11 protein-coding genes, 1 pseudogene and 1 riboswitch are annotated in these 13,022 nt (G+C 50.6%); all 12 genes and pseudogenes read left to right on the forward strand.

The genetic code is table 11. The annotated features are described in order from the left end of the window. The first annotated feature begins 34 nt into the window (after positions 1-34). Entirely contained in the window at positions 35-1,225 is a 1,191-nt protein-coding gene (gene coaBC, locus EAT1B_RS14625) for a bifunctional phosphopantothenoylcysteine decarboxylase/phosphopantothenate--cysteine ligase CoaBC (protein ID WP_015881338.1), read from the forward strand. Then, positions 1,222-3,546 carry a primosomal protein N' gene (gene priA / locus EAT1B_RS14630; protein ID WP_015881339.1) on the forward strand — a complete coding sequence of 775 codons (2,325 nt, stop codon included), beginning with the start codon at positions 1,222-1,224 and terminating at the stop codon, positions 3,544-3,546. The genes coaBC and priA overlap by 4 nt, the downstream gene beginning before the upstream one ends. Before the next feature lie 11 nt (positions 3,547-3,557). Then, a pseudogene (def, locus tag EAT1B_RS16105) lies at positions 3,558-3,995 on the forward strand (peptide deformylase); the annotation flags it as partial. Positions 3,996-4,019: 24 nt separating this feature from the next. After that, positions 4,020-4,958: a methionyl-tRNA formyltransferase gene (fmt, locus tag EAT1B_RS14640; protein WP_256364758.1), complete on the forward strand. Its 939-nt coding sequence runs from the start codon at positions 4,020-4,022 to the stop codon at positions 4,956-4,958. After that, entirely contained in the window at positions 4,945-6,276 is a 1,332-nt protein-coding gene (gene rsmB, locus EAT1B_RS14645) for a 16S rRNA (cytosine(967)-C(5))-methyltransferase RsmB (protein ID WP_015881341.1), read from the forward strand. The genes fmt and rsmB overlap by 14 nt, the downstream gene beginning before the upstream one ends. 3 nt (positions 6,277-6,279) lie before the next feature. After that, positions 6,280-7,365, forward strand: coding sequence for a 23S rRNA (adenine(2503)-C(2))-methyltransferase RlmN (gene rlmN / locus EAT1B_RS14650; protein WP_015881342.1), 1,086 nt, complete (start codon positions 6,280-6,282; stop codon positions 7,363-7,365). Positions 7,366-7,373: 8 nt separating this feature from the next. Beyond that, the gene (locus EAT1B_RS14655) at positions 7,374-8,108 is read left to right on the forward strand and encodes a Stp1/IreP family PP2C-type Ser/Thr phosphatase (protein WP_015881343.1); all 735 of its coding nucleotides are present in this window, start codon (positions 7,374-7,376) and stop codon (positions 8,106-8,108) included. After that, the gene (gene pknB / locus EAT1B_RS14660; protein WP_193343249.1) at positions 8,105-10,066 is read left to right on the forward strand and encodes a Stk1 family PASTA domain-containing Ser/Thr kinase; all 1,962 of its coding nucleotides are present in this window, start codon (positions 8,105-8,107) and stop codon (positions 10,064-10,066) included. Before EAT1B_RS14655 ends, pknB begins: the two co-directional genes overlap by 4 nt. Before the next feature lie 42 nt (positions 10,067-10,108). Next, on the forward strand, positions 10,109-10,996 hold the full coding sequence (gene rsgA, locus EAT1B_RS14665) for a ribosome small subunit-dependent GTPase A (RefSeq protein WP_041918003.1): 888 nt from the start codon (positions 10,109-10,111) through the stop codon (positions 10,994-10,996). A gap of 3 nt (positions 10,997-10,999) precedes the next feature. Further along, positions 11,000-11,656, forward strand: coding sequence for a ribulose-phosphate 3-epimerase (gene rpe, locus EAT1B_RS14670; RefSeq protein ID WP_015881346.1), 657 nt, complete (start codon positions 11,000-11,002; stop codon positions 11,654-11,656). 20 nt (positions 11,657-11,676) lie between these two features. Next, positions 11,677-11,777: riboswitch (TPP riboswitch) on the forward strand. A 72-nt stretch (positions 11,778-11,849) separates the two neighbouring features. After that, positions 11,850-12,425, forward strand: coding sequence for an energy-coupled thiamine transporter ThiT (thiT, locus tag EAT1B_RS14675; protein ID WP_015881347.1), 576 nt, complete (start codon positions 11,850-11,852; stop codon positions 12,423-12,425). Then, positions 12,422-13,009: a thiamine diphosphokinase gene (locus tag EAT1B_RS14680; protein ID WP_015881348.1), complete on the forward strand. Its 588-nt coding sequence runs from the start codon at positions 12,422-12,424 to the stop codon at positions 13,007-13,009. Before thiT ends, EAT1B_RS14680 begins: the two co-directional genes overlap by 4 nt. Positions 13,010-13,022: the final 13 nt, after the last annotated feature.

The raw sequence follows: 13,022 nt of genomic DNA on the forward strand, positions 1-13,022 counted from the left end.
TTGGGTCTCATTGTCTATAAGGGGGAGTTTGGGAATGGTGAAGGATCGTACTATTTTGTTATGTGTGAGTGGTGGCATCGCCGCCTACAAGGCGTGTGCGCTCACATCGAAATTGGTTCAAGCCGGAGCGAATGTTCGCGTCGCGATGACGAAGTCGGCAGAACAATTCGTGGGTCAGGCGACCTTCCAGGCGCTCAGTCGCAACCCGGTCTATACGGACGTGTTCGAAGAGCATGACCCGACAAAGATTGCACATATCGATGTCGTCGACTCGAGCGATTTGATTGTCGTGGCCCCGGCGACGGCAAATACGATCGCAAAATTGGCGAACGGGATTGCGGACGACTTCATGACGACGTCCATCTTGGCTGCGAAGTGCCCGGTCATCATCTCACCGGCGATGAACGTGAACATGCTCGAACATCCCGCCACACAGCGCAACATCGAGACGCTAAAATCATACGGCTATCAGTTGATTGAACCCGGTGTCGGCAACTTGGCCTGCGGATGGATTGGTGGGGGACGTCTGCCTGAACCGGAAGACTTGGTTCGCATCATCGAAAGCCAATTCTTCCCGAAACTATATCTTGGAAAAGATGTCTTGATCACGGCTGGCCCGACTGTCGAACGTATCGATCCCGTCCGTTACTTATCCAATGATTCGTCTGGAAAAATGGGCGTCGCACTCGCTGAGGTGGCTCGGGACATGGGTGCCCGTGTCACGCTCGTCCACGGGCCGCTCCAAGTTCCTGTCCCGGAAGGCGTGACAGCGGTTCCCGTCAAGTCAAGTGAGGAGATGCTGCGCGAAGTGACGAGCCGCTTTGAGGCTTCAGACCTCGTCGTGAAATCGGCGGCAGTTGCGGATTATCGTCCGAAAACGGTGCATTCGGAAAAACATAAAAAAGTTCACGGTCCACTCACGATCGAACTTGAAGAAACGACAGACATTTTAAAATCACTCGGTGAGAAGAAGACCCATCAAGTGTTGGTCGGATTTGCTGCTGAGACGGAACGACTCGAGGAGCATGCGACAGCTAAGCTGAAGCGGAAGAACGTCGATTACCTCGTGGCGAACGATGTGTCTGGCAGTGACGTCGGATTCGGGGCGGACGACAATGAAGTCGTCTTGTTCCATGCAGATGGGACGACACATCGACTTCCGAAACAGTCGAAGAAACAGTTAGCGTTCGAGTTGCTCACACACTTTAAGGAAGCGGTCCGATGATTGCACATGTACATGTCGATGCACCGGTGATCACGATTGATCGTCCGTTTGATTACGAAGTACCTGAACAATTTGAGGCTTTGATTGAACCAGGCATGCGCGTCTCTGTCCCATTCGGGTCCCGTCGTCTGCTCGGGATCGTCGTCGGTACGTCAGATGGGACGAGAGATGGATTAAAACCGTTAGAAGCGCTGTTAGATGAGGAATCTTCACTCACCGATGAACTGCTCGCTTTATCCATTCATGTGAAAGAGACGACACTTTGCTTTCGTTCATCCGCCTTGCTCGCGATGCTTCCGGCCGCGCTCAAGGTGAGTTATGACAAAGAAATCAAAGAAGGTCATGTGCCTGATGGGGTCCGCCTCGGAACGCATTTATCGGAGTATCCAAAAGAAGTCCAATCGGTCATTCTTGGACTCGCAAAAAAAGGGGAGCTGATCTTAGCGCCCGTCTTAAAAGAAAAGAAGACTGTAAAGACCGACGTCGTCGTCGAGCTCCTCGATGCAACGGTCGTGCCAAAACGTGCGAAAAAGCAACTCGAAGCGGTCGACCTACTAAAGGAGACCCCACGCATGTATTGGTCGGCACTACGTCAAATTGGTCTGACTCGTCCACAACTGCAAAAACTTGCCGACCTCGGAGCGGTTCGATTGACCGAGGTCGAGTTGAACCGTGACCCGTACGCGACAATCGAGCAAGTCGAGGAATCGGTTCAATTGAATGACAGTCAGGCAAGTGCCGTCTTGGCCATACAGGAGGCTGAAGCGGGTGAGACGTTACTCGTCCACGGTGTGACGGGGAGCGGGAAGACCGAAGTCTATTTAGAATCAATCGGACAAGTCATCGATGAAGGCAAGCAGGCCATCTTACTCGTTCCTGAAATCAGTTTGACCCCGATGATGGTCAAACGCTTCAAGCGTCGTTTCGGCGATCGGGTCGCCGTGTTGCACAGTGCTCTGTCTAAAGGGGAGAAGTACGACGAGTGGCGTAAGATTAAACGAAATGAAGTCGACGTCGTCGTCGGTGCCCGTTCTGCCATCTTTGCCCCGCTCGACCGACTCGGTCTGATCATCTTAGATGAAGAGCACGAGACGACGTACAAGCAAGAAGAAAATCCCCGTTATCATGCGCGCGACGTCGCCATCTGGCGGGCTCGTTATCACGGTTGTCCTGTCGTGTTAGGCAGTGCGACCCCGTCACTTGAATCGTATGCCCGGGCACAAAAAGGCGTCTATCGCTATTTGCATTTGAAAGAACGGTATGGCGGTGAGATGCCACCGGTCCATATCATTGACATGCGCCGGGAGTTGGCGAAGGGCAATACGACGATGTTCTCGGAAGAATTGTTCCAAGGCATTCTCGACCGGATCGAAAAAAAAGAGCAGTGCGTCATTTTATTGAACCGTCGTGGGTTCACGACGTTCGTCATGTGCCGGGACTGTGGTGAAGGCATGACATGTCCCCATTGTGCCGTCAATTTGACATATCATCAGTATGGAGACCGATTGAAGTGTCACTATTGTGGTTACGAGGTCGGCATGCCGTCGACATGTCCATCCTGCAACAGTAAGAAAATCAAACAGTTCGGGTCGGGCACGCAAAAAATCGAAACGGAACTGTTGAACCGGATTCCAGAAGCGCGCATCATCCGAATGGACCAGGATACGACGTCTCGAAAAGGATCACATGAGCAGTTGTTGCGTCGTTTCGAAGAAGGGGAGGCCGACATCTTACTTGGCACGCAGATGATTGCCAAGGGGCTCGACTTCCCAAACGTCACCCTCGTCGGGGTACTCGCGGCAGATGCGACACTCGGGATGCCTGACTTTCGGGCGACCGAACGCACCTTCCAACTTGTCACGCAAGTGGCAGGAAGAGCCGGGCGCGGAAAACTTCCGGGTGAGGCGTTCGTCCAAACGTATAACCCGGACCATTATGTGATCGAGACTGCGAGTGAACATGATTATGAGACATTTTTCGCCAAAGAGATGGGACTCAGACAAGTCGGGAACCATCCGCCTTACTGGTTTTTAACGCTCGTCACGTTTTCGGCGAAAAATCCTCTTGTCGCCAAGGCAGAAGCAGAATTGTTCGCATCAGACTTTTTACAAGCGCACGTGGAGAACAGCCGTCTGAATGGACCGATGCCCGCGCCGTTATCGAAGTTGAAGAACGCCTATCGTTATCAAGTATTCATTAAAACGAAACAACCCGATACACTTTACGCCGAGCTGGCACGATTACAGCAAGCGAGAGCCAAAGCAATCAGCAAGAAAGAATATCAAATGAGTATCGATGTGAACCCATACGTATTCATGTGAGGTGGAGAGACATGTATAAAGTAGTAGAAGTACCAAATGACATTTTGCGCGTAACGTGCGAACCGGTGACGAAGTTTGATAAAAAATTGCGTCAGACTGTCGACCGATTGTTTGATACGATGTATGAGTATGACGGAGTCGGTGTCGCGGCACCGCAAGTCAATTTGAACCAGCGGCTCGCGGTCGTCCATACCGATGATGAGACGGGACCGCTCGTCTTGATCAACCCGGAAATCATTGAAACATCTGGTCGAGAAGTTGGGCTAGAGGGATGTTTGAGCATCCCAGGCGAATTCGGATTCGTGGAACGACACGAGTCGATCGTCGTCAAAAATCAAGATGTGAAAGGGCGGACGCATACAATTCAAGCGAGCGGCTTTTTCGCTCGTGCGATCCAACATGAGATGGATCATTTGGATGGCGTCTTGTTCACGGACAAGCTCGCCGTCCCGAACCCTGGAAAAGACAAACGCATCGTCTTCATGGGGACGCCGACGTTTGCCGTATCGGTACTTGAGCGACTGCTTGAAGAAGGATACAATGTCGTAGGTGTCGTATCGCAACCGGATAAACCGGTCGGGCGAAAACGTGAACTTAAGCCGACTCCAGTAAAAGAATGTGCGCTTCGTCACGGCATTCCCGTGTTGCAGCCTGAAAAAGTGCGCACAGACTATGCAGACATTTTAGAGCTGAAGCCTGATTTGATTGTGACAGCTGCGTACGGACAAATCGTGCCGACCGCCTTACTAGAAGCCCCGCCTCACGGAGCCATCAACGTACATGCCTCGCTCCTTCCGAAATATCGTGGAGGTGCCCCGATTCATCAAGCCATCCTTGATGGGGAGTCGGAGACAGGTGTGACGATCATGTACATGGTCGACAAGTTAGATGCAGGTGACATGATTGCCAATACCATCGTACCTATCGAAGAGACGGATACAGTCGGATCTTTATTTGATAAACTGGCTGTAGCAGGAAGCGATCTTCTCATCCGTACGCTTCCCGCCTTCTTAGAAGGGTGGATTGAGGCTGTGCCTCAAGACGAGCGTGACGTGACGTTTGCCCCGAACATCAGCCGTGAGCGTGAACAAATCGATTGGACAATGAACGGCGAGTCCATTTACAACCATATTCGAGGAATGAACCCATTCCCGACGGCCTATTCAACGCTTGACGGTGAACGTGTGAAATTGTTCATGGGAGAAAAAACGACAGGTTCGGGACAGCCGGGAGAAGTCGTTCGTCTGGAAGAAGACGGATTTGTCGTGGCGACAGGGAACGACGTCGCCATCAAAGTGACCGATTTGCAACCTGCAGGTAAGAAACGGATGGATGGTGCAACCTTCATGCGTGGTGCCGGACAAAAGCTACGGATTGGCGACCGATTAGGAGGAACACATGAACGTACGTGAAGCAGCGCTTGATACGCTGATGAAAATTGAACAAGGTGGCGCATATTCGACGATTGCCGTCAATGATACATTGAAACAAAAAAAAGTTGCCCCAAAAGATGTCGGCCTTTATACCGAACTCGTATATGGGACGCTTAGTCGCAAAGGAACGCTCGATTATATTTTGAAAGACCGGATCCGTTCGCCGAAGAAGCTCGACAAGTTTGTCCTCCCGCTTCTTCGGATGAGCGTTTACCAACTCTTCTATCTTGATAAAGTACCCGATCGGGCCGTCCTACATGAGGCGGTCGAAATCGCGAAGAAACGAGGGCATCATCTCGGAACGAGCAAATTCGTAAACGGAGTGTTACGCAATGTGCTTCGGGAAGGGTTTCCGGACTTTAGTAGTTTGACCGATGCGGAACGAATCGCCATCGAGCATAGTCATCCGGAATGGCTCGTATCAGACTGGATTGAGTTATATGGCGTGGAGACGGCAGAAGCGATTTGCCGATTGAACAATGAACCTGCCCCTGTCACGATTCGAGTCAATCGAAAGCGCATTTCAGTGGATGAGATGATGAACCGGTTGGCTGATGCTGGCGTCATGACGTCACGTTCGGAACTGTCGGCAGATGGACTCGTCGTAGAGTCTGGTAATGTTCATGCGACCCCATTTATCGAGGAAGGTCTCCTATCGATTCAAGATGAAAGCTCCATGATTGTCGCGGATGCACTCGGCGTGTCGAAAGACGATGTCATCCTAGACGCATGTGCCGCACCAGGCGGCAAGGCGATGCATACGGCAGAGCGAATGCAAGGTGGGTCGCTCACCGCGCTTGACCTTCATCCGCACAAAGCAAAATTGATTGACCAACAAGCGAAACGTCTACACATCAATGGAGTGACCGCACTTGCCCTTGATGCTCGTTTAGCAGGTGAACGGTTTGAAGAAGAGAGTTTTGACCGGATTCTTTTAGATGTCCCTTGCTCGGGCCTTGGCGTCATTCGTCGAAAGCCGGATATTAAATGGACGAAGGACAAAGCCCAGCTTGAAAACTTACCGAAGATTCAAAGACAAATCATTGATGCCGTATTGCCACTGCTCAAACCAGGTGGTACGCTAGTTTACTCGACATGTACAATCGACCCGTCTGAAAACGAGACGCAGGCTGACTACATGTTGTCGAAAGGATTGGTGTGGGACGAAACGCTCAAAGGACGTCTCCCACAATCTGTTCGTCCGATGATGGAATCGGACCGTGCTGAACTAAAATTATTACCGACGACATTCGGGACCGACGGCTTCTATATCGCCGCATTTAAGAAAGAGGTATAAAACATGAATCCAAAAGCAGTAGAAAAGAATCCACTCGTAGGCGCAAAACCGTCACTTTATTCGTTGACGTTCCCCGAACTTGAGGCATGGGTGATCGAGGCAGGAGAAAAGGCATTCCGTGCGAAACAATTATATGATTGGATGTACGTCAAACGGGTCACGACTTTTGATGATATGACCAACGTTCCGAAAGCGCTTCGCGATAAATTAGAGGCATCGTTCCAATTGACGACGTTAAAAGAATTGGTCAAGCAGGAATCCCAGGACGGCACGATCAAGTTCTTGTTTGAACTTCAGGACGGGTATTCAATTGAAACGGTACTCATGCGTCACGAATACGGAAACTCGATTTGTGTCACGACACAAGTCGGTTGCCGGATCGGATGTACGTTCTGTGCCTCGACACTCGGGGGCTTGAAACGAAACTTAGAAGCCGGAGAAATCACAGCCCAAGTGCTCGACGTGCAACGCGCATTAGACGCGACCGGAGAGCGCGTCGACTCCATCGTCGTCATGGGAATCGGCGAACCGTTCGACAACTACGATGAGTTAATGCGTTTCCTACGTACTGTCAACCATGACAATGGACTCAACATCGGAGCACGACACATCACAGTATCGACGAGTGGGATTGTTCCGAAGATTTACAAGTTTGCCGATGAAGGCATGCGAATCAACTTCGCCATTTCACTTCACGCACCGACGACTGAATTGCGTACTAAGCTCATGCCAATCAACCGTGCCTTTGACTTGGACAAGTTGATGGATGCGGTCCGTTATTACACGGAGAAGAGCGGACGTCGCATCACGTTTGAATATGGACTCTTTGGTGGTGTCAACGATACGGAAGAATATGCCCATCTCTTGGCAGACCTATTAAAAGGGATCAAATGTCACGTCAACTTGATTCCCGTCAACCATGTACTCGAACGTGACTATGTACGGACACCGCGAGCTCAAATCTTTGCCTTCGAAAAAGTGCTCAAAGACCGCAATGTGAACGTGACAATCCGTCGCGAGCAAGGGTCGGACATCGATGCCGCTTGTGGACAGCTTCGAGCGAAGGAGCGCGAACAAGAAACGAGGTAATCAGAAAGATGGAATTAGCATTTCGAACAGATCGTGGACAAGTACGCACACAAAATGAGGATGCAGTTTTAATCTTAGGTGATGCCATAACCGGGATTGCCCTGGTTGCAGACGGAATGGGTGGGCATGCAGCGGGAGAGGTCGCGAGTCAAATCGTGATTGAAGAGTTTAGACGGGCATTCCCGTCTCTCCCGGCAACCCCTGTCGAAATCGAACGATGGTTCCGCCACCACATCGATTTGGCGAACGATCAAGTGTTGCAGTTTGCGAAGCAGTCGAATCTCGTCATGATGGGAACGACTGTGGCAGCTGTTTGTTGGAATGAAGAGGCGGTGGTCATCGTCCATATCGGAGATAGTCGCGTTTATGCGCTCCAGGCGAATGAGTTAAGACGTCTTACGGAAGACCATTCTTACGTCAATGTACTCAAACAACTCGGTGAATTGACGGAAGAAGAGATGCGGGTTCATCCGAAACGAAATGTCATCACCCGGGCGATCGGTTCAAGCGAACAAGTCGAACCGGACGTGCAAGTGCTCGCTGACCCTGAGTTTGATGTGATTTTAATTTGTACGGATGGATTGACGACACACATGACCGATGTGGCGATTCAACACGTGTTACAACAAACGGTATCCGCCGAACAAAAAGCGGAGCAACTCATTGCGGAAGCCAATCAATTGGGAGGGAGCGACAATATCACGGTCGCCCTCGTTCAATTTACAGATAGAAAGAGAGGATGAATCCGATGCGAAGCGGAGAACGAATCAACGATCGTTATCGGATCGAACAACAAATCGGCAGCGGAGGCATGGCAAATGTCTACCGGGCTCATGACGAGATCTTAAACCGAACCGTCGCCATCAAGGTGTTGCGATCTGAATTCTCACATAACGAACAATTTATACGTCGGTTCGAGCGAGAAGCCCATGCGGCTACGAGTCTGAACCATCCAAACATCGTGGCGATCTATGACGTCGGCGATGAAGAAGATTTGTACTATATCGTCATGGAGCATGTCGATGGGGTGACGTTAAAACAATACTTGCAAGAAGAATACATATCTGTCGATGAAGCGCTACGCATCATGGGACAGATTTGTGATGCGATTGACCATGCCCATGCGAATCGAATCATTCACCGTGATATCAAGCCGCAGAACATGATGATCGATCAGCACGGTAATGTGAAGGTGACCGATTTTGGGATTGCCGTGGCGATGTCGAATGCGACGTTGACGCATACGATGTCCGTACTCGGCTCGGTCCATTATTTCTCACCTGAGCAAGCGCGCGGTAAATTTGCTGATGAAAAGTCAGATATTTATTCGCTCGGTGCCGTACTGTACGAATTGTTGACAGGTCGTGTCCCGTTCATTGGCGAGACACCCGTCGCCGTCGCCCTTCAACATTTGCAAGACGACCCGATTCGACCGATGGACTTAAATCCGAATATTCCACAGGCACTCGAAAACTGTGTCATGCAAGCATTGTCGAAGTCACCAGGTGCCCGTCATGTTTCGGTCGCAGCCTTTAAAAAAGACTGCATGACGGCATTAAGCCGTGAACGCGCCAATGAGCCGAGACGTGTTTCGGCCAGTCAGGATGAATTCGATCAAACGCTCGTCATGACTCCGGTCATGCCTGAAGAAAAACCAGAGACACCGGTCACACCGACCCCGGTCACAGCGTCTAGCGAACAGGAACCTGAAGCGGTGACTCCGGTCAAAAAGAAGAAACGCAAATGGTGGATTTGGATTTTACTCGTGCTGCTCCTAATTGGGGGGAGCATTGCAGCATACGTGGTCGCCGATGAAATGTCACGAGCTGTCGTTCCTGATGTCGTCGGAATGAGTATCGGGGATGCCACGTCTGAACTTGAGAATGCCGGTTTCGTCGTCGAAGTGACGGAGCGGGCGAGCGATGACGTCGAAGAAGGTGAGGTCATTTCGCAAAACCCACAAGAAGGGCGTAAACCAAAACGAGGCACGACGGTGACCATCGTCGTTTCGGCCGGGAAAGAAACCGTCGAAATGCCGAATGTGGAGGGATTGTCCCAAACAGCAGCTGAACGCATGTTAAAAGATTTGGCGTTCAGTGACCTTGAAATCAAAACAGAAGCTTCGGAAACAGTCGCTAGCGGAGATGTGATTTCGCAATCGCTCGACCCAGGCGAGGAGGTCGTTCCTTCAGAAGTGACGGTGACGCTCGTCGTGTCGACAGGAAGCAACAAAGTCGAACTGTCGAATCTCGCGGGATATACGTTTGACGAGGCATCGACTTACGCCGATCAAAACAAGTTAAAAATCGTGAGACGGGATGAGTTTTCGACAAGTGTTCCTAAAGGTCAAATCATCCGTCAACTTCCAACGGCGGGTACGGCAGTCGATCCGGGAACGGAACTTACGGTCATCGTATCGGAAGGGGTTGAACCGACGGACGTCTCCATCGAACGTGAAGTGAGCGTCGAAGTCGAGCAACCGGAAAAAGACAAGAAACCGAAAGCCGTCGAGGTCGTGATTCGTACGGTCGATGCGCGTGGTGAAATTGAAGTGTTACGGGATAACATCACAGAGACGACAACATACTCGTATACGCTCGTCATTGCTCCGGACGAAGTCGGGACCGCAACGATTGAAGTCGATGGTGAGATCGTCCGAACGGATTCAGTCACATATGCACAGGCCAAAGAGGCACAATAAAGAGGTGACGGTGTCGTCACCTCTTTTTTAAGGGAGGTAGTCATATTGAAAGGAACGATTATTCGCTTACAAGGCGGGTTTTATGATGTGATGACCGAGTCGAATCAAGAGATTCGGTGTCGGGCGAGAGGGAATTTTCGGAAACGAAACATCTCGCCTGTCGTCGGGGATGACGTGGTCATTCAAGATCAGGAAGATGGGACGGGCTATATTTTAGAGGTGGAGGAGCGTCAAAACCATCTCGTCCGCCCACCAATCGCCAACATCGATCAGGCATTTCTACTTTTTTCTGTGAAAGAACCGGCGTTTTCTTATCATTTGCTTGACCGATTCCTCGTATTGATCGAATCCAAACAAATTCATCCAATTATCGTGTTAACAAAGATGGACCTGCTCAGTGAAGAAGAGACCGGACCGATTCAAGAGGCGGTCGCCCGCTATCGTGACATCGGATATGACGTGATTGAGACGTCGACGGAGCTTTCGGATGGGGTCGATCAAGTACGGGGACTCTTCAAAGAGAAGACGAGCGTGTTTGCCGGTCAAACAGGTGTCGGGAAGAGTTCGCTTTTAAACGCAGTCGCGCCTGAACTCGAATTGGCAACGGGGAAAATCTCAAAATCACTCGGTCGTGGGAAACATACGACGCGTCACGTCACGCTCATTAAATTGGCCGACGGGCTTGTGGCGGATACGCCAGGATTTTCTAGTCTCGAGTTTCCTCAAGAACTCGAGGCGGATGAACTAAGATGGTGCTTCCCAGAATTTGTGGAACGTCACGACGATTGCAAGTTCCGGGGATGCGTCCATATCAATGAACCGGGCTGTGCCATTAAACAAGCCGTAGAAGATGGCAAAATTGCTTCAACTCGTTATGAGAATTATGTTACCTTTATGGAGGAGTTAAACGATCGTAAACGGAGGTATTGACAGATGATTAAAATCGCACCATCAATTTTAGCAGCCGACTTTGCCAATTTGGAGGCTGAAGTGAAAGCCGTTCAAGATGCGGGGGCGGATTATATCCATTTTGACGTGATGGATGGGCAGTTCGTGCCGAACATCTCGATTGGGCTACCGGTCCTCGCAAGCTTGCGCAAAAAATCAGACATGGTTCTCGATGTGCATTTGATGATTGATCAACCGGAACGCTATGTCGAAGATTTCGTCAAGGCGGGGGCAGACATTGTGACTGTTCACGTGGAAGCAACGAACCATTTACATCGAGTCTTGCAGCAAATCAAAGCGGCAGGGGCGAAATGTGGGGTCGTCTTGAACCCGCACACACCGCTCTCTACGATTGAACATATCCTTCAAGATGTCGATATGGTATTGCTCATGACCGTCAATCCAGGGTTTGGTGGACAAGCGTTCATTGAATCCGTCGTACCGAAAATCTCGGCGCTCAGTCAGCTTCGCAAAGACCGTCAGCTCGATTTTGAAATTGAGATTGATGGTGGTGTCAACGAAGAGACGGCGAAACGTTGCATTGATGCAGGGGCAGATGTCCTAGTTGCCGGTTCGGCCATTTACAATCAACCGGATTATAAAGCAGCCATCGATAGCATTCGTGGCGCATCTCGTGTATAATCGACGGTAGAACAACAAGATAGAGTCGCAAGGGGTGTCACATGATGTGGCTGAGAGGCATACGCTAACCCTTTGAACCTGTTCCGTTCACACGGACGTAGGGATGTGGCGAAAATGCACGTTGCGAATCCAAGCAGCATGGCGTTTACGTCATGCTGCTTTTTGTCGTTCACACAATAAAGGAGGAAGAAAGATGAAATCACGTTTTAAATTACAAGCACTCATTGAAATTTCATTGTTCGCAGCGCTTGGGCTAGTTTTTGATTTACTGATCCCATACCGATTGCCACAAGGGGGATCAATCAGTCTGGCGATGCTCCCGATCTTTGTGATGGCGTTTCGTCACGGATTGAAAGGGGGACTTGCGACTGGTGCGCTCGTCGGGACGCTTCAACTCTTGTTCGGAGCCTATATCTTTACGCCAGTTCAGTTCTTGCTCGATTATACGGTTGCGTACGGACTTGTCGGCGTGGCCGGCGTCTTTGCCGGACGTGTGAAACAGGCTGCCACTCAAGGCGCGACGAAGACGCTCGCTACCTATTTGGTGCTCGGCGCATTGATCGGGTCGGCGTTGCGTTATGCGGCTCACGTCATCTCAGGGATTGTCTTTTTCGCCAAGTATGCGGAGGGTCCGGTCGTGGCTTATTCACTTGGCTATAACGCAACGTATATGGTTCCGTCGTTTGTCATCTCAGCCATCGTATTAGTCTTACTCTTCACGACAGCTCCGCGATTCACGCGTGTCGCGACACGGGACATTCGTCAATGAACATCTTGATCGTCGCGGCGAGTCCGGAATCTATTCCGGACTTACCGCGTGATGCCGATTTTGTCATCGGTGTCGATGGCGGATATCAGAGATTATTAGATGAAGGGATTGAAGTCGACGTCGTGGTCGGGGACTTTGATTCGTTTGTCGGAACACCTCCTGAGGAAGCGCTACGTTATCCATCTGAAAAGGATGTGACCGACCTCGAGATTGCGCTTCAGTTGGCAATCGATCAAGGGGCGACCCAGATGGACGTGTACGGGGCACTCGGTGGTCGAGTTGATATGACGTTCGCGAACGTCGGTCTACTCGAATCGTATCCGGGGATGGTTCTTCATGGGACGGGTCAAACGATTTTTCTCGCTCGGCCAGGAAGTTATGAGATTAAAAAACTAGATGAACATTACTTGTCTTTCATGCCTTGGAAAACCGCCACGATTTCAATTGATGGGGTCAAATATCCACTCGAGCGTCATCCGGTCCATAGCGCGCAAGCGTTGACCATTTCAAATGAATGGAGTGAAGAGTGTGCCTTGTTGACGGTCCATGAGGGAATGGTCCTCGTCATGCTCGTCAAAAAATAAGCAAAAAAAATCC

This window comes from Exiguobacterium sp. AT1b (assembly GCF_000023045.1).
GTDB lineage: Bacteria > Bacillota > Bacilli > Exiguobacteriales > Exiguobacteriaceae > Exiguobacterium.

Coding starts and splice junctions, on each gene's coding strand:
- coaBC (WP_015881338.1), top strand. CDS start 35: ATGGTGAAGGATCGTACTATTTTGTTATGTGTGAGTGGTGGCATCGCC.
- priA (WP_015881339.1), top strand. CDS start 1,222: ATGATTGCACATGTACATGTCGATGCACCGGTGATCACGATTGATCGT.
- rsmB (WP_015881341.1), top strand. CDS start 4,945: ATGAACGTACGTGAAGCAGCGCTTGATACGCTGATGAAAATTGAACAA.
- rlmN (WP_015881342.1), top strand. CDS start 6,280: ATGAATCCAAAAGCAGTAGAAAAGAATCCACTCGTAGGCGCAAAACCG.
- EAT1B_RS14655 (WP_015881343.1), top strand. CDS start 7,374: ATGGAATTAGCATTTCGAACAGATCGTGGACAAGTACGCACACAAAAT.
- pknB (WP_193343249.1), top strand. CDS start 8,105: ATGAATCCGATGCGAAGCGGAGAACGAATCAACGATCGTTATCGGATC.
- rpe (WP_015881346.1), top strand. CDS start 11,000: ATGATTAAAATCGCACCATCAATTTTAGCAGCCGACTTTGCCAATTTG.
- thiT (WP_015881347.1), top strand. CDS start 11,850: ATGAAATCACGTTTTAAATTACAAGCACTCATTGAAATTTCATTGTTC.
- EAT1B_RS14680 (WP_015881348.1), top strand. CDS start 12,422: ATGAACATCTTGATCGTCGCGGCGAGTCCGGAATCTATTCCGGACTTA.